The sequence below is a fragment of the Nocardia sp. NPDC003963 genome (genome assembly GCF_053605105.1).
Genome location: NZ_JBSGIP010000001.1, coordinates 414,831 through 438,326 on the forward strand (window position 1 = coordinate 414,831; position 23,496 = coordinate 438,326).

Here is a 23,496-nt window from a genome sequence, read left to right on the forward strand (position 1 = left end):
TGTGACGAACCGGTGACGGTGCCGAATTATTCTATTCGGCTATCGAGGACGGATAGTGAGCTGAGGCCATGGACACTCTGAATCGGCGGAGTGGCCCGGAAAGCGTCACTTCGTATCTGCATCTGTTCGGCGGACCGTATGTCACGGTCGGCGCCGAGCATCGCGACGTCGCCGAGGGCAGTAAACGATTACTGGCCCTGCTGGCATTGCGCCGCGGCCGGATCGAACGCTGTTGTGCGGCCGGCCTGCTCTGGCCAGGTGTCGGTGATCGGCGAGCGGGCGGAAACCTGCGCTCGGTGCTGTGGCGGTTGCGTACGGCGGGCTTGGACCTGGTGGCCGCCGATCAGGTATCGGTGCGGCTGCGCGCGGAGGTCGGGGTCGATGTGCACGATACGAACGCGTGGGCGCGCCGGTTGATCCAGGGTGCGGCCGGACCGGCGGATCTGGTGCTCGACCCGGGTATCGACGCGGCCCTCGATCTGCTGCCGGGATGGTACGACGATTGGGCGATCTTCGAACGAGAACGTTTGCGGCACCGAGTACTGCACGCGCTGGAGAACCTCAGCAGGCAGCTGTGCGCCCGGAACCGGTGCGCCGAGGGCGTCGAAGCGGCGCTGCTCGCGGTCGGGGCGGACCCGATCCGCGAAAGCGCCCAGCGGGCGCTGATCGAGGCGCATCTGTCCGAGGGCAATCTCGGCGAGGCCCGGCGCGCGTACGCCGTGTTCCATCGGCTGCTCCTGCGTGAACTCGGAGTGGCGCCGTCACCGCGGCTGGCCGGACTGCTCGGATGGCCGCAGGTTCCGGCCGGTGTGGACGGCCCGGATGCGCGGGCCGATTCGATCTGGGCCGGTGACCGGCTCGACGGTGCCGCGGCCGGACGGACGGCGGCGATGATGCCGCGACCCGCGGCACAGTGACGGCTGCGTGACGCCCGCGGCGCAGACTTCGGTAGCAGCGGACGTGCCCGACCGGCAGCCGGACCGGGAGTAGTCACGGGTGTCCGGAGGCACCCGCCGGTCGGCTGTCGTCGTGGGCGTCCGCGCACCTGAACCGCACCTTCGGAGTACCGCTGGGAGGACAGATGAAATACGTGGTTTCCTGGACGTATCGTTGGAACGGCTCCGCATCCGAGAACGAGGACAGTATTCGGCGGGCGTTGGAAGTGTTCGCGAGCTGGAAGCCGCTCGACGGCGTGACCTACCACCAGATGGTCGGCCGGCTCGACGGCAACGGCGGTTTCGCGGTGGTCGAAACCGATAATCCGATGGACCTGTTCGACGCGCCCAAGAAGTTCGGCTTCTTCGCCGACTACGAGATCTACCCCGTCGGCGAACTGGCCGAGGTCGTGCAGCAGATCCAGGAGGGGGTGACCTTCCTGGAATCGATCGGCTAGCGGCGGGAGGTCCGTCCGGTCGTGCTCCGATCCGTGTCCGGGTACCGCCCGGGCACGGATTCCGGTGCCGGCCGCATACCGGTATCCGATACGGCTGATTCGTATTTCGGGTTCCCGCCCGCCTTCTTCGGGTTCGGGGCACAGTCGGTCCGCGAGACCGCCGGACGGGACGACGCGGCGCGATACTCCACGGGCGAGTGTCCGGTGATGACCGGACCAGTCGAAAGGAACGCCCGTGTCGGTCACCCTTCCCGCTTTTCCCGCTGCGAACGAGAACCCGCTCGAAACGTGTGTCCGGTTGCGGGCGACCGCCCCGGTCGTCGAAGTCGAATTCCCCGGGGGAGTACCCGGTTACCTCGCACTGACCCATGCGGCCGTTCGTGAGATCCTGGCCGGCGACAACGCCGTCTTCGCCCGTGATCCCCGGCACTGGCCCGCCCTGCACAACGGCGATATCCCCGCGGACTGGCCGTTGCGCGCGGTGGTCCAGGGGGAGCATCTGTCGACCAAGGACGGCAGCGACCACCGGCGGCTGCGCGGACTGATCGGGAAGGCGTTCACGCCGGGCCGGGTGCTGGCGCTGGAGTCACGTATCCAGACGATCATCGACGAACTGCTCGACGAGGTGGTGGCCGCCGGCGACGGGGTCGATCTCGTGCCGACGTTCACCGAGGCGGTACCGATGGCCGTCATCTGCGAACTGTTCGGAATACCGGGTGCGGACCGGGGGCGTCTGCGCGAATGGACGGCAACCCTGCTGGCCCACACCAGCTCTCCGGAGCAGGCCTTCGCGGCACAGAACGGACTCCAGGCATATCTGTACGATCTGGTCGAGCGCAAGGGCCGCGCGCCGGCGGACGACCTCACCTCGGGTCTGGTGCAGGCGCGCGATATGGACGACAAGCTCACCACCGAGGAGTTGGTGGCGGTGCTGTGGATCATGCTCGTCGCCGGTCACGAAACCACTGTCCATATGCTGGGTTACGCGATACTCGCGCTGGCACGACATCCCGACCAGCTGCGCTCGGCGATAGCCGACGACCGGTGGGCCGATGTCGTCGAGGAGACCGTGCGATACCGCCATTCGGTGATGATGACCAGCTGGCGGTTCACCCTGGCGGATGTGAGCATTGCGGGTGTGGCGATTCCGAAGGGCAGCGCGGTGGGGGTGGTCTACCAGGCGTGCGGAATCGACCCGGCCGAATACGGCGAGACCGCCGACCGGTTCGATATCACCCGGGAGCGGCGGTCCGGGCAGCTGGGCTTCGGGCACGGCCCGCGCTACTGCATCGGGGCCGGGCTCGCGCGCCTCGAGGGCCGATTGGCGCTGGCGTCGCTGTACCGGCGGCTGCCCGACCTGCGCCTTGTCATCGACCCGGACGAGGTCCCTTATACGCCCTCGTTCTTCACGATCGGGCCGCTGTCCATTCCGATCTCACTCGGCGAGGTGCGATGACCGCAGCCGACCGGCCGGCCGGTACCGCCGGAGCCATCCGGAAGGACGGGCACTGTGGAGTTCTACAGCGTGACCGCGCGGAGTTCGGCATCGTGGACCACGATCGCCGACAGTCTGATGCCGATGGATCACGACTACCGCGAGTCCGAGCGGTGGAGCGCGACGATGTCGGTGCAGGAGAGCGCCGACTACCGGCTGCTGCGCTGGGATCAACGCGGAGCACGTATCTCGCGGCGGACCCGGCCGCATATCCGCCGGGTCGCGGGTGACGAATTCTACTGGGTCGTGGTCCCCGAACAGGGGACCTATTCGGTCCGGTACCGCGACGGCGGCGTCACCGACGCCGGCCCCGGCCGAGGTGCCGTCACGGTGCTGGACACGGTGTGCCATCTGCACATCCCGCGTTCTTCCGCCTATGCCTTCCAGGTTCCCCGCGATGAAATGGAGGGCCGGGCGGGATCTTTCGGTACGCGTACGGCGGAGCTGGATATGTCGTCGGGGCTCGGCCGGATCACCCGGACACTCATCCGCAGTACGCACGCCGAGCAGGCGGCGCTGCCGGGTCGCGAGTTCGACGCGGTGTGCCGGCAGATCGGTGAGCTGCTGTGCATGCTGTCGCTCGGCGAGGTGAGTCCCCCGCTGGGCCGGCACAGCGAGGTGACCGAACAGGTGCGCCGATATCTGCGCACCCATATCGGCCACCGGGATATCCGGCTACCGGCGGTGGCCGCCGAGCTGGGCTGGTCACCCCGGCAGGTGCGGACCATTCTGCACCGGAGTGGGACCACATTCCGCGATCTGCGGCGGGCGGAGGCGCTGCGGGCCGCCCGCTCGTTCCTCGAGGATCCCGCCTACGCGGCCGTACCGATCGCTGATCTGGCCGCTCGGTGTGGGTTGAACGCGTCGTGGTTCTCCACCGCGTTCAAAGAAGCCATGGGGGAGACGCCACGGGAATTCCGGCAGCGTCGGCGCAGTGAACTCGCGGCGCGGGCGGCCCGACGCGGTCCCGGATGATCGCCCGTCGACTCGGCCGCGGTGAGTTCGGTTGCGGCCGTGCGGGGTCGCTACAGCCGGCCCGGTGTGCAGGGGTATCGCCTCCGGGGACACCGTAGGGGTGACACGGACGCTCTCGTGGACCAAACTTGAAGGGTTTGGATCATGCGGGAGGAGAGTCGTCGTGGCTTCTCGATACACATCGGCGCTCGAGCGGAACATCGCGGATATGCGCGTACAACACGAGATCTGGGTCCGTACGGACGTGCCCTGGTCGTTGCGGGAACTGTTCAGTACACCCGACTGCGATATCGCAGACTACAGCAGGGAGTTCAGACCGAGCGAATTCGGCGTGCAGGTCTGCGTCGACGTGGAGGAATACTGTCGCGCCCAGGGCATCTGGCTGGAGCCGGGTGGCGCGCATTACAACAGCATGACGCCCTATCTGCATCCGGGCCCGGTCAGTGCGGAACGGCTGGCCACCATCGGCCTGTTCAACGCGATACTGTTCTGGCTCAACGACACTGTGGGCCGGGAGAAGTTCGGTCATCTCTCCGGAGACGAACAGCGCCGGGCGCGTGCTGAACTCGACCGGTTGTGCCGTCTGCTCGAATCGCGCGCGGCACCGGAGGATCCCTCTCCGATCGAAGCGGCGACGGTGGATTTCCTGTCGCAGCTACACGCGCAGGACGCGGATCCGCAGTGGCTCGACCGATTCCTGGAATCCACTGTCGAGCATCTGCGCACCGCGATCCGGGATCAGAACGCCCGGTCTCGCCGCGACCTCCTGACCCCCGCCGAGTACATCGATCTGCGCGCGCAGGTATCGGGTATGTATCCGGCTATCGCGCTGTGCGAATTCGGCCGGGACAGCTATCTGGACCGGGCGCATCCGGCCACCGGGGAGCTCATGGCGGAACTGGGTCGATTGCAGGTGCTCACCGCCGAGATAGGGGCATTGATGAACGATATGTTCTCCTTCGAGAAGGAGTGCATCGTGGACCGCTCCGATTTCAACCTGATACCGGTATGCCTGCTGAACAGCCCGGGAGCCACACTCGCCGACGCCGTGCGTATCGCCGCCGAACTGGTCCGTGACCGGCTCACCGAATTCCGCGGGCGACACGCCGCACTCGTCGCCCGCTGCGCCGAACCGGATATTCTGGACAGCGGCCCCACGGCGGCGATCCGGACCCATCTCGACGACCTCGAGGGCTGTGTCCAGGCCACCTGGGTGTGGCAACTGATGACGACCCGGTACAAAGGCGACGGTATTTTCGCGGAGAACAAGCCCCATCCGAGTGGAAAGAACCCCGTCCGATGAGGAAGGATGGTCATTCACCGGGGCGATGGTGCCCGGCAGGGGGTGGCGCAGAGCTGCGGCGGTGTCGGGGCAGCGGATGAACGAAGGGGCGTGATGGACGGGTCGAGGCACGAGGAACTGGTTCGCTCGTGGTCTCGGGCACTACGGGCGTCCGACGAACCCGCACCTGCCGACTCGAAAATCGACGAACTCCTGCACTGGCTGATCCACGATCTGGCCGCGGCGCTCACCGCCACGCCGTTCGATCCGACCGCGGGCGCCCGGGCCGGTGCCGCGCTGGCCACCGTGGAAACGCGCAACGACTATGTGCTGGAGGTTTCGGCGCCGATTCTGTGGAGTCTCGTGGGTCACGACGCCGATCGCGGCGTCGTGACCCGCATGTCGATACTTCTCACCAAGCTGGGTGAGGGATTCGGAGCACACCGGCAGCTCCGCTACGCCGCGCACAGCGAAGGGGAGGACCGGTCCACCCGGCAGTCCGACCAGCGTTACCGGGTGGTGTTCGAGAACGCGGCGGTGGCCATCGCGGTCGGCGACACCAACGGTGTCCTACTCGACGCCAACCAGAAACTCGCCGATATGATCGGCGTCCCGATCGACGAACTACGCGGTATCTCGGTCTACGAATTCGCCCATCCCGAGGATCGGGAGCGGATCCGCGAACTGGTCTACCAGAAGCTGGTGCCCAACCGCCAGGGAACGGTGAAACTGGAACAGCAGATCGGGCGCGTCGACGGCAGCTACGGGTGGGCCACCTTCTCCATCACCTTCGTTCAGGGCGGGGAGGGTCACCCGAACTATCTCCTGGCGGTGGGCGAGGATGTCACCGAACAGCACCGGATGCGCCAGGAACTGCATCGTCAGGCCCGGCACGACCCGCTCACGGGTCTACCCAACCGGCGCCTGCTGCTGGAACGACTCGATGCGGTGATGGCCGAGGCGAAGGGGCACGAGCAGATCGGGTTGTGCTTCGTGGATCTGGACCGGTTCAAACATATCAACGACCGTTACGGTCACGGCACCGGCGACCGGGTGCTCACCGCCGTCGCCGGCCGGTTGCACGCGAGTGTGCAGGACCTGGACTGCCTGGTGGCCCGGATCGGTGGCGACGAATTCGTCGCGTTGGTACCGCCGCCGGTCGACGCGTGGAAGATGGGCCGGGTCGCGGACAACCTACTGGGCGCACTGACCGATCCGGTGACGACCGACAACCATCGAGTACAGGTTTCCGCCAGTATCGGGGCCGTGCTGACCAGTGTGCAGAGCGGGCAGGCCGAAACCCTGATCGACGCCGCGGACACCGGCCTCTATCGCGCCAAGAACAACGGTAAATCGCAGTGGGTGCTGCATCTGCTCGCTGACGACGACGACCCGGATTCCGATCTGGAACAGCTCAACCGCTATATCCCCATCGAGGACTCCGCGGGTACTCCGCCGGATTCGTGACCCGGCCGCCCGGGGGTCGGGGCGCGGCGGCCGGCGATTTCCGGCACGTACCGGGCCCGAAGCGCGTATTCGGCTCCGAGCGGTCTCAGAGGTGGCTGCCCGCGGTACGCGCGGAATTCCCGGCGTACTCCGCGGCTCGGCGGTTCTCCAGCCATATGCTCACCGCCACCGATATCCAGGCGGCCGCGGTCGCCATTCCCGGTAAGACGAGCATGAGGATCAGGAACGACAGAAAAGAAGACACAGGCCCTCCCGGTACGTGCTGGGAAACTGTTGTGCCGGTGCGCCGCACCGAGTCACCGTCACAGCAGGACTTACCCATCCCGGAGCGCTGAAACCGGCAGCGGCGCGAACCGGCCGGAAAGTTTCGTGGCCGTCTGTCCGGCCGTCACCGATGCCGTGGGCGGGCACCGCGCGATCTCCGCTCGGCCCGGGATGCTTCGATGAAGTATGCGGACTCGCTTCCACGCGGAACTCCAAGAGCTGACCGGGATGCTCGAGCAGATGTGCCTGCGGGACGAGACCGCGATCGCCACCGCCACCCGGGCCCTGCTCGAGACCGATATCGAGCAGGCCGAACGCGCGATCGATCTGTGTGCCCATGTGGAGGCGATGGGGCAGCAGGCCGAGGACGCGGCGGTGCTGTTGCTGGCGCTGCAGGCTCCGGTCGCCTCCGAATTGCGCCGGGTCGTGACCGCATTGCAGCTGTCGGCCAATCTCGCCCGGATGGGTGGGTTGTGCGCGCATATCGCCGGGCTGGTGCGCCGTCGGCATCCCGACCCGGTCATGCCCGATCAACTGCGGGAAACGGTATCCCGGATGGGCGCGGCGGCGGTGACGATGGCCGGCTCGGCCGCGCAGATCCTGGCGAGCGGCGATCCCGAGGCCGCGGCGGCGCTCGAGGGCCGCGACGATGTGATGGACCAGCTGCACCGCGATCTGCTCAACCATATCCTCGGCCCCGAATACACCGGCGGCACCACCACCGCGGTCGACCTCGCACTACTGGGCCGCTACTACGAGCGCTTCGCCGACCACACCGTCGAGGTCGGTCGCCGCACGGTGTTCATGACCACCGGTACCACCGAATCCGAATGACTCGACGATGGTGGTTCGCGGCGAACCGGGGTTCGCCGGGCCGGCCCCGAATCAGATACCCGGGGCAACCGGCGCCTCCGTGCGGTCGCGGGCCGCGTACCGGGGTAGGAACCACGCGGGGACGATGATCACCGCGGTGAGTGCGAAGGCGACCCAGAAGGCGTAGCCGAATGATTCGGCCAGAAGCGGAGCGACGACCGGCACGGCTTCCGGTGGCATCGAGCCGATCTGGTCGGTGCCACCGCCCGCTGTCGTGATACCGCGGGAGGCCAGCTGATCGGCGAGCCGGTGCGTCAGCGCGGTCACCAGCAGGGCGCTACCGAACGAGGCCCCGACCTGCTGGATGGCCGACAGAGTCGGCGCCGCTCGCGATACCACCTCTCGGCCGAGCCCGGTGTAGGCGGCGGCTATCGTCGGCATCATCACGGCCCCCAGGCCCATACCGCGTACGAACAGAGCGCCGCTGAGCCAGATATAGGACGTGTCCACGCCCACCCGGGTGAACGGGAAGGTGCCGAGCAACGCGAGCACGATGCCGACGGGCACCACGTATCCGGCGCCGATCCGGTCGGTGAGCCGGCCGCCGATCACCATCGCCACGATCGCGCCGAGACCCTGCGGGGCCAGCAGCAGCCCGGCACCGAGCGCGCCTTGCCCGCGGACGGTCTGGTAGTACAGCGGGAGCAACAGCATGCCGCCGAACATCCCGATCGCGACGAGGAAGACCACCACCGTCCCGCCGGCGAACAGCCGGTCGGTGAGCAGCCGGACATCGATGATCGACGCGGCACCCTTGTCGAGGCTGTGCCAGGTGTACAGGGCGAGCCCGATCGTGCCGCCGAGGAGCCACCCCAGCACATCCCATTCCCCGAACCCGCCGTGCGCACCGGCCCGGGAAAGTCCGTAGAGCAGGCATACGAGGCTTCCGGAGAGCAGGACGAGCCCCCGGAGGTCGAGACGGCCGGACTCCCGGAGGGCGTCGCCGGCCGGGAGTTTCCACAGCGCGAGCGCGAGCGCGAGGATGCCGACCGGGACGTTGACGAGGAAGATCCAGTGCCAGCTCGTGTACTCGACCAGCAGGCCGCCGATCACCGGGCCGAACACCGGCCCCAGCAGCATGGGAACGCCGAGGATGCTCATCGCCCGCCCCAGTCGTTGTGGCCCGGCGGCCTTGGTGATGATCGCTTGCCCGGCGGGTAGCAGCATGCCGCCGCCGAGGCCCTGGATCACGCGGAACGCGATGAGGCTCTCGATCGACCAGGCCGCCGCGCAGAGCGCCGAGCCTGCCACGAACAGGCCCACCGCGGTCAGCCAGGTCGTCTTCGATCCGAACCGGTCCATGGCCCAGCCGGTGAGCGGGATGACGAGGGCCACTGCGAGCAGATAGCCGGTGACGACCCACTGCGTGGTGGACAGCGAGGCGTCGAGTTCCCGGCTCAGCGAGTCCAGGGCCACATTCACGATGGTGGTGTCGAGAACCACCATGATCATGCCCGACACCACGACCAGCCCGGTGACGATGACCTCGCGGTCGAGTCCGGCCGACCGCCGGGGGGTGGGATTCTCCATACCGGCCTCCTGTTGTGCACTCCGTGCGCGGAAGGTCCTGTAGTGCCTCGCCGTTGTGTTCCGGCCGATGGTTGCACTCTCGCGCATTTCGGCGCCGATTGCCGGACGACCCGCGGGCGGGAGCGGGGCTCGCGGGCACCCGATATCGCCGAGGGGCCCGGTCAGTGGGAGCGTCACCCGGCCGATCGAACTGTGTGGCAACCGTATTCCGGCGGTGGTGGTTGTCCGCGGGATCGGCACGGCGCATCGGCCACGATATGAACAGGGTGGCCACCTACCGCCACCGGATCCTCGGCAACGGCGCCGTCGTCGGACGGGGATCGACCGCGGATGTGCCCGCCGGCCCCCACGCCGTCGGAACGACGAATCCGCCGACCCGATCCGGCCGGCTACGTTGTGCGGGCGGAGTCGTCCCGGTCCGCGTCGTTCAGAGTGCCGAGGATACGATCCGCGATCGAGGCCAAGGCGTCCACCTGATCGTCGGTGAGTGCGTCGAAGACCAGTTCGCGGACGGTGTCGACATGTTTCGGCGCTGCCTGCTCGATCGCCGTGCGCCCCTGCTCGGTGAGCACGATATAGGCGCCGCGGGCGTCGTCCGGACAGTCTTCGCGCAGTACCAGGCCACGTCGTTGCATCCGGCCGAGGTGGTGGGAGAGCCGGCTCTTCTCCCACTGCAGGGCCTGTCCCAGCTCGCCCACGCGGATACGCGGTTCGGGCCGGTCGGTGAGCTGCACCAGTACATCGAAATCGGCGAGCGACAGGCCCGAATCGTGCTGCAGCTGCCGGTGCAGGTGGGCGACCAGCCGGGCGTGCATCGTCAGGTAACCCCGCCAGGCACGGCGCTCGCGCTCGTCGAGCCATCGTGTCTCGGTCATATGACCAGCGTAATGCAGTAGTTGACATATCACCAATTACGGCGCAGTCTTTGTATGACACATCAACTATCAGGACCCGGAGGCACAGGATGACGACCGCGACCAACGTGAACGAGCTGAGCGGCACCTACGTACTGGACCCGACTCACACCCGGGTCGGCTTCGTCACCAGGCACGCGATGGTGACCAAGGTGCGGGGGGCGTTCAACGAGTTCGCCGGTAGCGCGCACTTCGACGCCGCGAACCCCACCGCCGCATCGGGCGAGGTGACGATCCAGGTCGCCAGCATCGATACCCGCAATGCCGATCGCGACAACCATCTGCGCGGACTCGACTTCCTGGGACTGGACGAATACCCCGAGATCACCTTCCGGTCGACGGCCATCACGCCGACCGGTCCGGACGCCTTCGACGTCACCGGCGATCTCACCATCAAGGGCATCACCCGGTCCGTGACGATCCCGTTCACTTTCGAGGGCCAGGCCACCGATCCGTTCGGCAATGTCCGGGTCGGATTCGAAGGCTCGGCCACCATCAACCGCAAGGATTTCGGCATCACCTGGAACGCGGCACTGGAAACCGGTGGCGTACTGGTCGCCGACAAGGTCGTCCTGGAATTCGAGGTCTCCGCGATCAAACAGGACGCGGCGGCGCAGGGCTGACGCCTGCCCGATCCGGACGGTCCGCTGTGCAGGGGGAAAATCGTTCGGCCGTGCCCGGTCGCGGTGTGGTTCCGCCGGGTCCTAGGTGATCCGTTCGAAAACCGCTGCGAGTCCTTGCCCACCGCCGATGCACATGGTTTCCAGGCCGTAGCGGCCCTCGCGGCGGTCCAGTTCGCGTAGCAGGGTGGCGAGGATACGGCCCCCGGTGGCGCCCACCGGGTGGCCCAGGGAGATCCCGGAGCCGTTGGGGTTGAGGCGTTCGTCGTCGGGTTCGATCTTCCAGTTGCGCAGCACCGCGAGGGTCTGCGCGGCGAAGGCTTCGTTGAGTTCGATGACCGACATATCATCGAGCGTCAGATCCAGGCGCGCCAGTGCCTTCTCGGTCGCCGGGACCGGTCCGATGCCCATCGTGCGCGGCGGTACCCCGGCGACGGCCCAGGAGGCGAGGCGGGCGAGTGGCCGCAGACCCAGGGCACGGGCGCGTGCGGCGGTGGTGACGATACAGAGCGCGGCGCCGTCGTTCTGGCCGCTGGCGTTACCGGCGGTCACGGTGGCGTCCGGATCGATCGTGCCGCGGATCGGGCGCAGTGCCGCCAGGGCTTCGACGGTGGTGTCGGCCCGGGGGTGTTCGTCGGTGTCGACCAGGACCGGGTCCGATTTACGCTGCGGTACCGGGACACCGACGATCTCGTCGGTGAACCGGCCGGCCCGCTGGGCGGCGACGGCCCGCTGGTGCGATTGCACGGCCAGCGCGTCCTGATCCGCCCGGCTGATGGCGTATTCGGCACGGAGGTTCTCCGCGGTTTCGATCATGCCGCCGGGGACCGGGAAGTTGCTACCACCCGCGCTGACCCGGGCCCGGGCCAGCCGGTCGTTGAGCGCGATACCGTCGCCTCTGACACCCCAGCGCATATCGGTGGCGTAGAACTCCGCCCGGCTCATGGATTCCGTACCGCCGGCCAGCACCAGCTCGCTGCCGCCGGTGGCGACCTGCATACAGGCCTGCAGGACGGCCTGCAGACCGGAGCCGCAGCGCCGGTCGACCTGGAGGCCGGGAACCTCGACCCCCAGTCCGGCGTCGAGTGCCGCGACCCGGCCGATGGCCGGGGCCTCGCCGTTGGGGGAGGCCTGGCCGAGAACGACATCGTCGATATGGTCCGCGGAAAGACCCGTCCGGCCGAGGAGTTCGGTGATGAGGGTCGCGGCCAGAGCCTCCGGCGCGATATCTCGGAACACCCCGCCGAACCGGCCCACCGGGGTGCGCAGAGGTTCGCAGATGACGGCGTCGATCATGGGATTCCTTCGTCGTGCTCAGGCGCGGTTCTGGACCTGCGCGAGATCGGTACTGATGGCCGCGGCCGTGGACAGCAGCGGGGGCAGCAGGTCTGCCCGGACGCTTTCGGCGGTGTAGCGGGCGGCGTGGGTGGAGATGTTCACCGCGGCACACACCGAGCCGGTGTGGTCACGAATCGGGGCGGCCATCGAACGCAGCCCCTGTTCGAGTTCCTGGTCGACCAGGCAGTACCCGGCTTCCCGGGTGCGCTGCACCTCTTCGCGCAACCGGTCGGTGGTGAGAACGGTGCGGTCGGTGAGCGGGGTGAGGGTGACTTTCGCGAGATATTCCTCGAACGCGGCCGCGGGGAGCCCGGCCAGGAGGACCCGGCCCATCGAGGTACCGAAAGCCGGGAAGCGGGTGCCGATGGTGATCGAGACGGTCATGATGCGGCTCACCGGTACTCGGGCCACATAGACGATATCCGGGCCGTCGAGAATGGACACCGAGGTCGATTCGTGGACCTGGGCGGCCAGGCTCTCCAGATGCGGTCCGGCGACCTCGGGCAGGCTCAGGCTGGACAGATAGCTGTAGCCGAGTTCCAGCACCCGGGGGGTGAGCCAGAACTGCGACCCGTCGGTGCGTACGTAACCCAGTTCCACCAGGGTCAGCAGGAAGCGGCGCGCGGTCGCGCGGGTGAGGTCGGTGGCCTTGGCGACCTCGCTGAGAGTGCGCCGGGGGTGGTCGGCGTCGAAGGCGCGGATCACGGCCAGGCCGCGGCCCAGCGATTGCACGTAATCCGGTGAGGGTTCGGTCATGGTCGGTGTGTTTCCTCGTCGGCGGGTCCGGCCGCGGTGTCGTCGGCCGGGCGGGACCCGGCACCGTCGGCGAGTGCCGCCTTACCGAGTCCGAAGGCGAGGTTACTGTTCGGCACACCCGCGTAGACCGCGGTGTGCAGGAACACCTCGGCGAGCTCGGCCGGATCGATACCGGCTCGCAGTGCCGCCCGGATATGCATATCGAGTTCGTGGGTGTTGCCCACGGCGGTGAGTACCGCGAGGGTGAGCAGCCGCCGGGTGTGCTGATCGAGGCCGGGCCGGCTCCAGATATCGCCCCAGGCTGTGCGGGTGATGAAATCCTGGAAGGGTTCGGTGAATTCGGTGGTACCCGCCACGGCACGGTCCACATGCGCGTCGCCGAGTACCTCCCGGCGCACCCGCATTCCCTGTTCGAACGCCGCGGTGCGTTCCGGCCGGCCGGCGATATGCGCGGCGATCAGTGCCGAGACCTGCCCGGCCTGTTCGATATTGGCCAGATGGGCGGCGGGGTCGAGAATATGCAGAACGGAGTTCGCGATCCCGTCGGCGAGCAGTCGCATATCGGCGGGCGTGGTGGCCGGGTCCTGGGCACCGGCGATCACCAGGGTGGGCGCGGTGATGCGGGCCAGATCGGGCCGTCCGTCCCAGTGCGCGAGGGCCGCGCAGCAGGCGGCGTAACCCGCATCCGGGGTAGCGGTCACCATGGCCCGCCCGCGGGCGACGAGTTCGGGGTCGCGGGCGGCGAGTTCGGTGGTGAACCAGCGGTCCACCACCGCATCCGCGAGCGAACCGGTGCCCCCGGCCCGGACCGCGGCGGCACGATCGAGCCAGGCCTGGGGTGTCCCGAATTTCGCGGCGGTGCAGAGCAGGGTGAGGGTGCGGACCCGGGTGGGGTGGTAGGCGGCGATCCGCTGGGCGACCGCACCGCCCAGGGACAGGCCGACCAGATGCACCGCGTCGCGGCCCAGCCGGTCCAGCAGCGCCAGCACATCACCGGCCAGACCGGCGACGGTGTAATCACCGTCGGTGGTGGGAGATCCACCGTGCCCGCGCAGGTCGACGGCGATCACCTCGTGGCCGGCGGCCAGTGCGGCGATCTGCGGATCCCACATCGACCGGTCCGAACCGAGCGAGCCCAGCAGCACGACGGTGGGCGCGTCTGCGGTGCGGCCGCAGGCCAGATAGGAGAGTTCTACACTCGTGGCCGGGTCCGCAGCGGTCGACGCCATGATCACTTGCTCCGTTCGATTCGTTCTCGGTCGTATCGCCGGGTCACTGTGCCCCGCCGACGTCGTGGGAGGCTGCCCTGTCGAGGCCGTTCCCGCGTTCATCGAGCACTCGGGTGACGAAATCGGCCGCGTGACCCAGATACCCGGCGGGATCCAGTAGGTCCCGGACCCGTTCCGCGCCCAGGTACTCGATGATCGCGGGGTCGCTGTCCAGGGCCGGTGGATCGGCGGTGGCCGCGGCGGTGACGATATCCCGCGCCCGGTCGGTATGTTCGGACAGTGCCGCGGTCACCCGTTCGGCCAGCAGCGCACCGCCGGTGGCCGCGAGATTGCGCGCCATCGCGTCGGGATGGACCCGCAGCCCGGTCAGGCTCTGGGCCAACCGGTGGGCGGCACCCCCGGTGAGGCGCAGCAACTCGGTGACGGTTTCCCATTCCGCGTGCCAGGCTCCGGCGGCGCGTTGCATTTCGTGGTCCATCGCGCCGAGCACGGTGGCGACCAGCCCGGGTACCCGCCGGGCCGCTGCGCGCGCGGTGATCGCGCCCACCGAATTCTGTTTATGGGGCATAGCGGACGAGCCACCGGGGGAATCCTCACCGACCTCACCGATCTCGGTCGCGGACAGCAGCACGATATCCGTGGCGATCTTGCTCACCGCGCCGGCCGCCACGCCCAGGGCGGTGGCGAGTTCGGCCAGCGGCGTCCGGTCGGTGTGCCAGGGCACGCGTTGCGACGCCAGCCCGAGTTCTGCCGCGAGCGCGTCGGCGACCGCGGGGCCGTGTGGGTACAGTGCCGCGAGAGTACCCGCGGCACCACCGAGCTGGACCGGGAGATCGGCGAGGGCGGCGGTCACCGAACCAGCGGCCCGGTCCAGTGCGGCGCACCAGCCGGCTGCCAGCGCGCCGAAGGTGGTGGGTAACGCCTGCTGGCCGAGGGTCCGGGCGGCCATCGGGGTGTCGCGATGATCCCGGGCCAGCGTCGCGGCGGAATCCGCCGCGACGCGCAGCTCGTCGACCACCAGGGTTCCGGTCCGCTGGGCCAGCAATGACAGGGCGTTGTCGAGGATGTCCTGGCTGGTTGCGCCCTTGTGGACGGCCGCCGCCGGGACACCCGTCTCCGCGCATACCCGGCGCAGTGCGCTCACCAGCGGGATCACCGGGTTACCGCCCGCGGCCGCGGCTCGGCCGAGTTGTCCGGGGTCCATTTGCCCGGCCAGCTCCCGGCCGGCCGCGTCGACGGCGTCGGCGTACCCCTCATCGAGTACGCCGACCGCCGCCTGGGCGCGGGCCAGTGCGCGCTCCACCTCGATCAGTGCGGTGATCCACGCGTGGTCGGACAGGGCGGCGCCGAGCTCGGTCGCTCCGAAGATCGGATCGAACAGCTCTCCACGCGGCACTCGGGTCTCCTAGAAGTAGAAGAACGGCGTCTCGGCGCCGTCCGGATCGGCATCCTGTACGACGATGTCGAGGTGGTAACCCCCGGCGGTGGTGGTGGCGATCAACCTGTGCCGCCGGGCTTCCGGGAGTGCGGCCAGTACCGGGTCGGCGGCGTTGGCGGTGGGTTCGTCGGGGAAATAGAGCCGGGTGACGAGCCGGTTGAGCATGCCGCGCGCGAAGAGGGATACGTTCAGGTGCGGCGCCTCGGCATCGTCGTCGCCGGCGGCGATCACGCCGGGTTTGACCGTGGTGAACCGGACCGTTCCGGTGGCGTCGGCGGGGCAGCGGCCGAAACCGCGGAAGGCGGGGTCGGTCTGCGGGCGGGGGTCGTCCGGGTGTTCGAATACACCGTCGCGATTGGCCTGCCAGATCTCCACGAGTGCGTCCGCGACGGGGTTCCCGGCCCCATCGCGCACTGTCACTGTGACGGTTATTGCGCCGTCCGTGTCCAGGGCGACCACCTCGGGACCGTCCGGCCAAGGCAGTCCGATATGGAGGAACGGGCCGACGGTCTGCGACGGGGTCGGGCCGTGCGTCACGGTGGTGAAATCGCCGGGGGTCGCCGGATAGCGGGGCGCGAATTCGGTATCAGTCATCGTGGTCGTCGTCCTCCTCGAACGGGGTCGCGTCGTGGCCGCGCAGCACGATGTCGAACCGGTAGCCCAGCGCCCAGTTGTCGGTCGTGGCCGCGTAGTCGAACACGCTCACCATGCGCTGCCGGGCACCGTCGGGAACCGAGTTGTAGATCGGGTCCTGGAAGAACATCGGGTCGTCCGGAAAATACATCTGCGTCACCAGGCGTTGGGTGAAGGCGCGCCCGAACAGGGAGAAATGGATATGGGCCGGTCGCCAGGCGTTGTGGTGGTTGCGCCACGGATAGATGCCTGGTTTGACCGTGGTGAACGAGTAGTGCCCGGTGCTGTCGGTGAGTACGCGGCCGACGCCGTCGAAATGCGGGTCCAGCGGGGCCGGCCACTGATCGCCCTGATGTCGGTAACGGCCGGCGGCGTTGGCCTGCCATACCTCGACCAGGGTGTTCGGTACCGGTGCGCGGTCGCTGTCGAGGACCTGTCCGTGGACGACGATGCGCTGCCCGATCGCCTCGCCGCCGCGAGCCAGGGTCAGGTCCGCATCCGCCGCGGTGATCCGGCCTTCGCCGAGTACCGGCCCGGTGAGTTCGCCGAGTCGCTGGGGGAGCAGCACGAGCGGCTGCTTCGGATGACGGAGGGCGGTGGTGCGGTAATCGGCGAAGTCGAGAGGTGCTTCCTCGTCCTTGTCGATACCGCGGTACCGCGGTGGCAGTTGACGCATGCGCGACCTCGCGTTCGGGATGTGGACATTGCTACGGGATGCGAACAGCATAGGACCCGGCGGCGGCCGGATCAATCGCTGATTGCAGGTTCACTATACGCACATAAGTTCACATTCCGCACAATTTTGGTTACGGTGGAGCGCGTGATGGACAAAGTCATTGCCACAGCCGCCGAAGCGGTCGCCGATATCCCGGCCGGCGCTTCTCTCGCCGTCGGCGGATTCGGGCTGGTCGGCATCCCGGAAGTATTGATCGACGCGCTGCTCGAACAGGGAGCCGCGGAACTGGAGGTCGTGAGCAACAACTGCGGCACCAACGGTTTCGGTCTCGGCGTTCTGCTCGCGGCCCACCGGATTCGCCGCACCATCAGCTCCTATGTCGGCGCCAACGAGGAATTCGCCCGTCAGTACCTGTCGGGCGAGCTCGAGGTGGAACTGACCCCGCAGGGCACCCTCGCCGAGCGGATGCGGGCCGGGGGCGCGGGCATCCCGGCGTTCTTCACCCCGGCCGGTGTCGGTACCCAGGTAGCCGAGGGCGGGCTCCCGCTGCGCTACGACGGCACCGGCGGAATCGCCGTCGCCAGTCCACCGAAGGAGACCCGGGTGTTCGACGGTGTCACCTACGTACTGGAGCGCGGCATCGTCACCGACTACGCCCTGGTCCACGCATGGAAGGGCGATCGGCACGGCAACCTCGTCTATCGCGCGAGCGCCCGTAATTTCAACCCGCCCGCCGCCGCGGCGGGGCGGATCACCATCGCCCAGGTCGAGCACTTGGTGGAACCGGGGGAACTGGACCCCGACCAGGTGCACACTCCCGGCATTCAGGTCCAGCGGGTCGTTCCCGTCGGCGAGGTCGAAGTAGGAATCGAGAACAGGACGGTGCGCGCATGACGCTGACCCGCGAACAGATGGCGGCCCGGGTCGCCGCCGAACTCGAGGACGGCCAGTACGTCAACCTCGGTATCGGGATGCCGACCCTGGTCCCCAACTATCTATCGGACGACATCACCGTTGTCCTGCATTCGGAGAACGGGGTCCTCGGAGTCGGTCCGTACCCCACCGAGGACGAACTGGACCCCGAGCTGATCAACGCCGGCAAAGAGACCATCACCGTGCTCCCCGGCGCCTCGTTCTTCGATTCCGCGCAGTCGTTCGGCATGATCCGCGGCGGTCAGGTCGATATCGCGGTGCTGGGCGCCATGCAGGTCAGCGCTCGTGGCGATCTGGCGAACTGGATGATCCCCGGCAAGATGGTCAAGGGGATGGGCGGTGCGATGGATCTGGTGCACGGCGCCCGCCGGGTGATCGTGATGATGGACCACGTCTCCCGATCCGGGGAATCCAAGATCGTCGAACAGTGCACGCTGCCACTGACCGGGCTGGGATGTGTGGACCGGATCATCACCGATATGGCCGTGCTGGACGTGACCGAGCACGGACTCGTCCTGCTGGAAACCGCCCCGGGGGTGACCGTCGCCGAAGTCCGGGCGGCCACCGCGGCGGTTGTCGAGGTCGCCGCCGAACTCGTCGAACGGGTCGGCTGAGCGCGGCAGTGCCGTGAACCCGGCCCGCTCACAGGGCCGGGAGCTTGTCCATGGCTGTTCTGATCACTTCCAGGAAAAAGCGCTGCGCGGCGCTGTGCCCCGGGGCGTGCCGGGTGTACGCGGCGACCTCGACCGGTTCGATGGGCCAGGGCAGCCGGAAGATCCGCACCGAATGGGTCCGGGCCAGTGTGCGGGCGACCCGCTCCGGGACGATCGCGACGAGCTCGCTGTCCTGCACCACGTACGGAAGCGTCGCGAATCGGGTCACCCGGACCGCGATACGGCTTTCCAGCCGGTGTTCGACCAGTGCCCGGCGCGGGCCGAGATGGCCGCTGCCGCCGTCCACCACGACATGCCGCTCCCGCTCGAGATCAGCGTGTGCCGGTGTGCCGGTGCGCAATCGGGGATGGTCGGCCGCGACCATACCCGCGTAACCCTCGGTGAACAGTGGCGTCCGGCGCAGCCGGGGCGAATCGAGAACAGGGCTGGCCACGATCGCGTCCATTTCGCCGCGCGCCAGCTGATCGGTCGCTGTCTCCAGATCGAATGCCTGTACCCGCAGTCCGGCCCGCGGCGCCTGCGCGCTCAATTCGGCCAGTACCAGGGGTAGCACCGTCACCTCGCCCAGGTCCGAGAGACCGAGAGTGAAGCGGGTGGGCCGGTTCGCGTCGAATTCCGTGGTGGCGCCGAGAGCATCGGTCACCTCTGCGAGGGCGGCGCGCAGCGGCGGGTACAGCCGCTCGGATTCCGAGGTCGGAATCAGTCCGCCGGGCCCGCGGACGAACAGTTCGTCGTCGAGCCGCCTACGCAATTTCCCCAGCCCGTAGCTGACGGTCGGCTGGGTGACCCCGAGCAGATCGGCGGCCGCCGTCACGCTGCGCGTCTCGTAGAGCAGGACGAATGTCCGTACGAGGTTCAGGTCCACCTCGGCCGCCATAGATCTCCTCTATTCAAGTTCGGAAAAACATCTATTGGATTTCTGATGAACGCCAGCCTAGCGTGAGTGCCGTCACAGCCCGGGCCGCGTTGTCCGACCCGAAGATCAGAAGAGAACCCCATCATGAACAAACTGCTGTCGTGGCCGGCCGCGCTGTGCTGGCTCACCGTGCTCCTCGACGGGTTCGACCTCGTCGTCCTCGGCGCGGTCATTCCGACACTGATCGACGAGAACCACGCCGGGTTCACCGCCTCGGGCGCGACGTTCGCCGCGACCATTTCCCTGGTAGGCGTGGCCATCGGCGCCGCCGGCGTCGGCCCGCTCGCCGACCGCTACGGCCGCCGCTCGGTACTGCTGGCTTCGATCACCCTGTTCTCGGTGTTCACCATCGCGGTGCCCTGGGCCGGATCGGTGGCCGTATTCGCCGCGTTCCGGTTGCTCGCCGGGCTCGGGCTCGGCGCCTGTATGCCGACCGCGCTCACCTTCATGGCCGAGCATATGCCCGCTTCGCGCCGTGCCTTCGCCAGCACTTTCACCATGACCGGCTATCACGCCGGCGCCGTCCTGGCCTCGCTCTTCGCCCTCTGGCTCGTCCCGAACTGGGAGATCCTGTTCTATGCCGGTGGTATCGCCGGATTCGCACTGCTGCCGCTCATGTGGTGGAAGCTGCCGGAATCCGATGTCTACCTGGCGGCTCAGGGCCGCACCGAACGGGTCGGCCCCACGGTGGTGCTGCAGCCCAGGTATCTGCGCACCACCCTCGGTGTATGGGTCGGTTCGTTCATGGGGCTGCTGCTGGTCTACGGACTCAACACCTGGCTGCCGAAACTGATGCGCGACGCCGGATACAACATGTCCACCTCGCTGACCCTGCTGCTGGTGCTGAATATCGGCGCCATCATCGGCCTGGTCGTCGCGGGCACCCTCGCCGACCGGCGCGGCACCAAACCGACCATCCTGGTCTGGTTCGCGGCGGCCGCCGTGCTGCTGGCCCTGCTCAGCATCAAGGTGCCCTCTACCGTTCTGCTCAATGCGCTGGTACTGGTCACCGGTATCTTCGTCTTCTCGGCCCAGGTGCTCGTCTATGCCTACATAACCCAGGCCTATCCGGCGGAGGTCCGTGCCACCGCCCTCGGTCTCGCCTCGGCGGTCGGGCGACTCGGCGCCATCTTCGGGCCGAGTATCACCGGGGCCCTGATCGTTTCCGGTTCCGCGCACCCCTGGGGTTTCTACTTCTTCGCAGTGGTCGCCGCGATCGGTCTGCTCGCCCTGGCGACGGTTCCGCGCCTGACCACCCGGCGTTCCGAAACCACCCGCCCGGTCTCCGGCACCGGGTCCGACGATACGAAGGAGTACGCACTGTGACGACGACCCGCACTCAGGTGGCCATTGTCGGGGCCGGCCCGGCCGGGCTGCTGCTGTCCCATCTGCTGCACCGATCCGGTATCGACTCCGTGGTCGTCGATATCCGTGAGCGGCACGCTATCGCCACCACGATCCGCGCCGGCATCCTCGAAGCGGGATCGGTACGCACCCTCGTCGACACCGGCGTCTCCGATCGGGTGATCACCGACGGTGACCGGCACGACGGCGTGGTGTTCCGGTTCGGCGGCGAGAACCACCGCATCGACTTCCAGGAGCTGGTCGGCGAATCCGTCTGGCTGTACCCGCAGAACGATGTCTTCGCCGATCTCGCCGCCCGCCGGGAGATCGACGGCGGCGATATCCGCTACGGAGTGTCCGATACCTCGGTGGATACCTCGGGTGCCCGCCCGGTGGTGTCGTTCGTCGATGCCGGCGGGCATCCGGCCCGGATCGAAGCGGACCTCGTGGTCGGTTCCGACGGCTCCCGGTCCATCTGCCGCAAAGCCTTCCCGCCCGGGACCCGCGGTGAATGGTTCCGCGAATACCCGTTCGCCTGGTTCGGCTTCCTCGCCGCGGCGCCGCCCTCCCATCCGGAACTGATCTACGCGCAATCCGAGCACGGCTTCGCGCTGGTCAGTCAGCGCACGCCCACTGTGCAGCGGATGTACTTCCAGTGCTCACCCGGCGAACGGCCCGAGGAATGGGACGACGACCGGATCTGGGCGGAGATGCGTCGCCGGGTGAACGGGAACGGGTTCGAGATCCAGGAGGGTCCGATCAGCGCGAAGATGGTGCTACCGTTCCGGTCGTTCGTCACCGCTCCGATGCGCTACGGCCGGTTGCTGCTGGCCGGGGATGCCGCGCATACCGTGCCGCCGACCGGGGCGAAGGGACTCAACCTGGCGCTCGCCGATGTCCGGGTCCTGCACGAGTCGATCATCGATTTCCTGGCCGGTGCCGGGGACGCGGCTCTCGACCGCTATACCGAACGGGCACTCGACCGGGTGTGGAAAGCCCAGCATTTCTCCTACTGGATGACCACCATGCTCCATTCGGTGGAGGGGGCGTCACCCTTCGATATCGAGCGGCAGCGCGGCGAACTGGCGCTGGTCACCGGTTCCCGGCACGGGGCCGCCTACCTGGCGGAGGCATACACCGGCTGGCAGCAGGCGGCATGACCCGGTGACGGATTCGCCCGCGATCGGCCCGCGCCGGGGCGGGCGGCGGGATACTCGTCCTCGCGGCCGCTTTCCCACGCACGACACCGCCACCCAGGAGCTCGCTATGACGACCACCGCAGATTCCACCACCGCCTGGTACGGCGCCCTGTTCGACGGCACGTTCCGCCCCGTCTCCCGCACCCTGCCCGTGGTATCGCCCGCGAGCGGCGCGGTACTGGACACCGTCGGGGCGGCGGGACCCGCCGAACTGGAGGCGGCGGTGCGCTCGGCGACCGCCGCGCAACGAGAATGGGCGGCACTCACCTACGACGAACGAGTGGCGGTCCTGCTGCGGGCGGCGCAGTTGCTGGGGGAGAACCCGGACCGGCTCGGCTCCTGGCTGGTCGCCGAAGCCGGCTCGGGCCGGGGCAAGGCTGCCTTCGAGGTCGGGTTGGTGCGCAGCGAACTACAGGAGTCGGCGGCCCTGGCTTCACATCCGTACGGCGAGATGTTGCGTTCCGGGAAACCGCGCCTGTCGGTGGCACGCCGGGTTCCGGTGGGAGTCGTGGGCGTGATCTCGCCGTTCAACTTTCCCGGCATCCTGTCGATGCGCTCGATCGCGCCGGCGCTGGCCCTCGGCAACGCCGTGATCCTGAAACCCGACCCGCGCACCCCGATCTCTGGTGGATTGGCCCTGGCCGAACTTCTGCGGGACGCGGGACTGCCGGCCGGTGTACTGCATGTCCTGCCCGGCGGCGGAGAACTGGGCGCGGCCCTGGTGGAGCATCCGGGGATTCCGTGCCTCTCGTTCACCGGCTCCACCGCCGCCGGGCGCCGGATCGCCGCCACGGCCGGGCCGCTGCTCAAGAAACTGCATCTGGAGCTGGGCGGCAACAACGCACTGCTGGTATTGCCCGACGCGGATGTCCAGGCGGCCGCGTCGGCGGGTGCCTGGGGGTCGTTCCTGCATCAGGGCCAGATCTGTATGACCACCGGCCGGCATCTGGTGCACCGGTCGATCGCCGAGGAGTACGTGACCGCACTGGTGGACAAGGCGCGGCATATTCCGGTCGGTGATCCCGCGGACCCGGACAACGCGCTGGGCCCGATCATCGATGCCGGCCAGCGCGATCGCGTCCACGAACTCGTCACCGCCGCCGTGGCCGCGGGCGCGACGGTGGCCGCGGGCGGGCAGTTCACCGATCTCTACTATCGGCCGACGGTGCTCACCGGCCTCACCGCGGACAATCCCGCCTGGACGCAGGAGATCTTCGGCCCGGTCGCCCCGGTCCTGGTCTACGACACGGTGGAGGAGGCCGTCGATCTCGTCAACGCCTCGGAATACGGTCTCTCCGTGGGCATCCTCACCGGAGACGCGTTCAAGGCCTACGAACTCGCCGATCGGATCGTCTCGGGCGCCGTGCACATCAACGATCAAACCGTGGACGACGAAGCATCGATCCCGTTCGGCGGAGTGAAGGCATCCGGCGTGGGCGGGCGCTTCGGCGGGCCCACCGCGAACCTCGACACGTTCACCGAAACCCAGTGGATCACGGTGCAATCGGAAATCCAGCGCTACCCGTTCTGACGAGCGGGCCGTGCCC

The 23,496-nt window shown here is 68.3% G+C and carries 23 protein-coding genes; 13 read left to right on the forward strand and 10 right to left on the reverse strand.

Annotated elements, in window-relative coordinates; genetic code table 11:
* Positions 1 to 68: 68 nt before the first annotated feature.
* The 6 genes from ACWEWT_RS01945 to ACWEWT_RS01970 all read left to right on the forward strand — a co-directional run bounded on the left by ACWEWT_RS01945 (position 69) and on the right by ACWEWT_RS01970 (position 6,612).
* Complete coding sequence (locus ACWEWT_RS01945; protein ID WP_452555197.1) at positions 69 to 917, forward strand: AfsR/SARP family transcriptional regulator; 849 nt, start codon at positions 69 to 71, stop codon at positions 915 to 917.
* A 164-nt stretch (positions 918 to 1,081) separates the two neighbouring features.
* Positions 1,082 to 1,393, forward strand: coding sequence for a DUF3303 domain-containing protein (locus ACWEWT_RS01950; RefSeq protein WP_452555199.1), 312 nt, complete (start codon positions 1,082 to 1,084; stop codon positions 1,391 to 1,393).
* Between the two features lie 235 nt (positions 1,394 to 1,628).
* Positions 1,629 to 2,849, forward strand: a complete 1,221-nt coding sequence (locus ACWEWT_RS01955; protein WP_452555201.1) for a cytochrome P450 family protein — start codon at positions 1,629 to 1,631, stop codon at positions 2,847 to 2,849.
* Between the two features lie 54 nt (positions 2,850 to 2,903).
* On the forward strand, positions 2,904 to 3,863 hold the full coding sequence (locus ACWEWT_RS01960) for a helix-turn-helix domain-containing protein (protein ID WP_452555203.1): 960 nt from the start codon (positions 2,904 to 2,906) through the stop codon (positions 3,861 to 3,863).
* Positions 3,864 to 4,026: 163 nt separating this feature from the next.
* The gene (locus tag ACWEWT_RS01965; RefSeq protein WP_452555204.1) at positions 4,027 to 5,166 is read left to right on the forward strand and encodes a terpene synthase family protein; all 1,140 of its coding nucleotides are present in this window, start codon (positions 4,027 to 4,029) and stop codon (positions 5,164 to 5,166) included.
* A gap of 93 nt (positions 5,167 to 5,259) precedes the next feature.
* Positions 5,260 to 6,612 carry a diguanylate cyclase domain-containing protein gene (locus ACWEWT_RS01970; protein WP_452555206.1) on the forward strand — a complete coding sequence of 451 codons (1,353 nt, stop codon included), beginning with the start codon at positions 5,260 to 5,262 and terminating at the stop codon, positions 6,610 to 6,612.
* Positions 6,613 to 6,697: 85 nt separating this feature from the next.
* Here the strand turns inward: ACWEWT_RS01970 and ACWEWT_RS01975 are convergent, their stop codons facing one another.
* Complete coding sequence (locus ACWEWT_RS01975) at positions 6,698 to 6,856, reverse strand: hypothetical protein (RefSeq protein ID WP_452555208.1); 159 nt, start codon at positions 6,854 to 6,856, stop codon at positions 6,698 to 6,700.
* Between the two features lie 206 nt (positions 6,857 to 7,062).
* On the opposite strand from ACWEWT_RS01975, the gene phoU reads away from it, so the two are divergent.
* The gene (gene phoU, locus ACWEWT_RS01980) at positions 7,063 to 7,710 is read left to right on the forward strand and encodes a phosphate signaling complex protein PhoU (RefSeq protein WP_452555209.1); all 648 of its coding nucleotides are present in this window, start codon (positions 7,063 to 7,065) and stop codon (positions 7,708 to 7,710) included.
* Positions 7,711 to 7,761: 51 nt separating this feature from the next.
* Here the strand turns inward: phoU and ACWEWT_RS01985 are convergent, their stop codons facing one another.
* Positions 7,762 to 9,279 carry an MDR family MFS transporter gene (locus ACWEWT_RS01985; RefSeq protein ID WP_452555211.1) on the reverse strand — a complete coding sequence of 506 codons (1,518 nt, stop codon included), beginning with the start codon at positions 9,277 to 9,279 and terminating at the stop codon, positions 7,762 to 7,764.
* A gap of 389 nt (positions 9,280 to 9,668) precedes the next feature.
* The gene (locus tag ACWEWT_RS01990) at positions 9,669 to 10,154 is read right to left on the reverse strand and encodes a MarR family winged helix-turn-helix transcriptional regulator (protein WP_452555213.1); all 486 of its coding nucleotides are present in this window, start codon (positions 10,152 to 10,154) and stop codon (positions 9,669 to 9,671) included.
* An 89-nt stretch (positions 10,155 to 10,243) separates the two neighbouring features.
* Here ACWEWT_RS01990 and ACWEWT_RS01995 point away from each other — a divergent pair, with 89 nt between their 5' ends.
* Positions 10,244 to 10,816, forward strand: a complete 573-nt coding sequence (locus ACWEWT_RS01995) for a YceI family protein (protein ID WP_452555215.1) — start codon at positions 10,244 to 10,246, stop codon at positions 10,814 to 10,816.
* 81 nt (positions 10,817 to 10,897) lie between these two features.
* Here ACWEWT_RS01995 and ACWEWT_RS02000 read toward each other — a convergent pair whose 3' ends face one another.
* The 6 genes from ACWEWT_RS02000 to pcaH are packed head-to-tail and all read right to left on the reverse strand — an operon-like array spanning position 10,898 to position 16,883.
* Positions 10,898 to 12,109 (reverse strand): acetyl-CoA C-acetyltransferase, encoded by a 1,212-nt coding sequence (locus tag ACWEWT_RS02000; RefSeq protein WP_452555217.1) that lies wholly within the window; start codon positions 12,107 to 12,109, stop codon positions 10,898 to 10,900.
* An 18-nt stretch (positions 12,110 to 12,127) separates the two neighbouring features.
* Positions 12,128 to 12,907: an IclR family transcriptional regulator gene (locus ACWEWT_RS02005; protein ID WP_452555219.1), complete on the reverse strand. Its 780-nt coding sequence runs from the start codon at positions 12,905 to 12,907 to the stop codon at positions 12,128 to 12,130.
* Positions 12,904 to 14,136, reverse strand: coding sequence for a bifunctional 3-oxoadipate enol-lactonase/4-carboxymuconolactone decarboxylase PcaDC (gene pcaDC / locus ACWEWT_RS02010; RefSeq protein ID WP_452555221.1), 1,233 nt, complete (start codon positions 14,134 to 14,136; stop codon positions 12,904 to 12,906). The genes ACWEWT_RS02005 and pcaDC overlap by 4 nt, the downstream gene beginning before the upstream one ends.
* A 43-nt stretch (positions 14,137 to 14,179) precedes the next feature.
* Entirely contained in the window at positions 14,180 to 15,532 is a 1,353-nt protein-coding gene (pcaB, locus tag ACWEWT_RS02015) for a 3-carboxy-cis,cis-muconate cycloisomerase (protein ID WP_452555223.1), read from the reverse strand.
* A gap of 9 nt (positions 15,533 to 15,541) precedes the next feature.
* Entirely contained in the window at positions 15,542 to 16,168 is a 627-nt protein-coding gene (pcaG, locus tag ACWEWT_RS02020) for a protocatechuate 3,4-dioxygenase subunit alpha (RefSeq protein WP_452555225.1), read from the reverse strand.
* Positions 16,161 to 16,883, reverse strand: coding sequence for a protocatechuate 3,4-dioxygenase subunit beta (gene pcaH / locus ACWEWT_RS02025; protein WP_452555227.1), 723 nt, complete (start codon positions 16,881 to 16,883; stop codon positions 16,161 to 16,163). Before pcaH ends, pcaG begins: the two co-directional genes overlap by 8 nt.
* Before the next feature lie 147 nt (positions 16,884 to 17,030).
* Here pcaH and ACWEWT_RS02030 point away from each other — a divergent pair, with 147 nt between their 5' ends.
* Positions 17,031 to 17,777 carry a CoA transferase subunit A gene (locus ACWEWT_RS02030; RefSeq protein ID WP_452555228.1) on the forward strand — a complete coding sequence of 249 codons (747 nt, stop codon included), beginning with the start codon at positions 17,031 to 17,033 and terminating at the stop codon, positions 17,775 to 17,777.
* Entirely contained in the window at positions 17,774 to 18,430 is a 657-nt protein-coding gene (locus tag ACWEWT_RS02035) for a CoA transferase subunit B (RefSeq protein ID WP_452555230.1), read from the forward strand. Before ACWEWT_RS02030 ends, ACWEWT_RS02035 begins: the two co-directional genes overlap by 4 nt.
* Positions 18,431 to 18,458: 28 nt before the next feature.
* Here ACWEWT_RS02035 and ACWEWT_RS02040 read toward each other — a convergent pair whose 3' ends face one another.
* Positions 18,459 to 19,367, reverse strand: coding sequence for a LysR family transcriptional regulator (locus ACWEWT_RS02040; RefSeq protein WP_452555232.1), 909 nt, complete (start codon positions 19,365 to 19,367; stop codon positions 18,459 to 18,461).
* A gap of 123 nt (positions 19,368 to 19,490) precedes the next feature.
* On the opposite strand from ACWEWT_RS02040, the gene ACWEWT_RS02045 reads away from it, so the two are divergent.
* The 3 genes from ACWEWT_RS02045 (at position 19,491) to ACWEWT_RS02055 (ending at position 23,480) form a co-directional block, all read left to right on the forward strand.
* Positions 19,491 to 20,732, forward strand: coding sequence for an MFS transporter (locus ACWEWT_RS02045; RefSeq protein ID WP_452555234.1), 1,242 nt, complete (start codon positions 19,491 to 19,493; stop codon positions 20,730 to 20,732).
* Positions 20,729 to 21,910 (forward strand): 4-hydroxybenzoate 3-monooxygenase, encoded by a 1,182-nt coding sequence (locus ACWEWT_RS02050; protein WP_452555236.1) that lies wholly within the window; start codon positions 20,729 to 20,731, stop codon positions 21,908 to 21,910. The genes ACWEWT_RS02045 and ACWEWT_RS02050 overlap by 4 nt, the downstream gene beginning before the upstream one ends.
* A 106-nt stretch (positions 21,911 to 22,016) precedes the next feature.
* Positions 22,017 to 23,480: an aldehyde dehydrogenase family protein gene (locus tag ACWEWT_RS02055; protein WP_452555238.1), complete on the forward strand. Its 1,464-nt coding sequence runs from the start codon at positions 22,017 to 22,019 to the stop codon at positions 23,478 to 23,480.
* The last annotated feature ends 16 nt before the right edge of the window (positions 23,481 to 23,496 follow it).

Bases quoted from the DNA above. Each gene is read 5' to 3' on its own strand.
- ACWEWT_RS02035 (WP_452555230.1), top strand. From the start codon at position 17,774: ATGACGCTGACCCGCGAACAGATGGCGGCCCGGGTCGCCGCCGAACTC.
- ACWEWT_RS01945 (WP_452555197.1), top strand. From the start codon at position 69: ATGGACACTCTGAATCGGCGGAGTGGCCCGGAAAGCGTCACTTCGTAT.
- ACWEWT_RS02045 (WP_452555234.1), top strand. From the start codon at position 19,491: ATGAACAAACTGCTGTCGTGGCCGGCCGCGCTGTGCTGGCTCACCGTG.
- ACWEWT_RS01990 (WP_452555213.1), bottom strand. From the start codon at position 10,154: ATGACCGAGACACGATGGCTCGACGAGCGCGAGCGCCGTGCCTGGCGG.
- pcaDC (WP_452555221.1), bottom strand. From the start codon at position 14,136: ATGGCGTCGACCGCTGCGGACCCGGCCACGAGTGTAGAACTCTCCTAT.
- ACWEWT_RS01950 (WP_452555199.1), top strand. From the start codon at position 1,082: ATGAAATACGTGGTTTCCTGGACGTATCGTTGGAACGGCTCCGCATCC.
- ACWEWT_RS01985 (WP_452555211.1), bottom strand. From the start codon at position 9,279: ATGGAGAATCCCACCCCCCGGCGGTCGGCCGGACTCGACCGCGAGGTC.
- ACWEWT_RS01970 (WP_452555206.1), top strand. From the start codon at position 5,260: ATGGACGGGTCGAGGCACGAGGAACTGGTTCGCTCGTGGTCTCGGGCA.
- pcaH (WP_452555227.1), bottom strand. From the start codon at position 16,883: ATGCGTCAACTGCCACCGCGGTACCGCGGTATCGACAAGGACGAGGAA.
- ACWEWT_RS02040 (WP_452555232.1), bottom strand. From the start codon at position 19,367: ATGGCGGCCGAGGTGGACCTGAACCTCGTACGGACATTCGTCCTGCTC.
- ACWEWT_RS02000 (WP_452555217.1), bottom strand. From the start codon at position 12,109: ATGATCGACGCCGTCATCTGCGAACCTCTGCGCACCCCGGTGGGCCGG.
- ACWEWT_RS02005 (WP_452555219.1), bottom strand. From the start codon at position 12,907: ATGACCGAACCCTCACCGGATTACGTGCAATCGCTGGGCCGCGGCCTG.
- ACWEWT_RS02055 (WP_452555238.1), top strand. From the start codon at position 22,017: ATGACGACCACCGCAGATTCCACCACCGCCTGGTACGGCGCCCTGTTC.
- ACWEWT_RS02030 (WP_452555228.1), top strand. From the start codon at position 17,031: ATGGACAAAGTCATTGCCACAGCCGCCGAAGCGGTCGCCGATATCCCG.
- ACWEWT_RS01995 (WP_452555215.1), top strand. From the start codon at position 10,244: ATGACGACCGCGACCAACGTGAACGAGCTGAGCGGCACCTACGTACTG.
- phoU (WP_452555209.1), top strand. From the start codon at position 7,063: ATGCGGACTCGCTTCCACGCGGAACTCCAAGAGCTGACCGGGATGCTC.
- pcaG (WP_452555225.1), bottom strand. From the start codon at position 16,168: ATGACTGATACCGAATTCGCGCCCCGCTATCCGGCGACCCCCGGCGAT.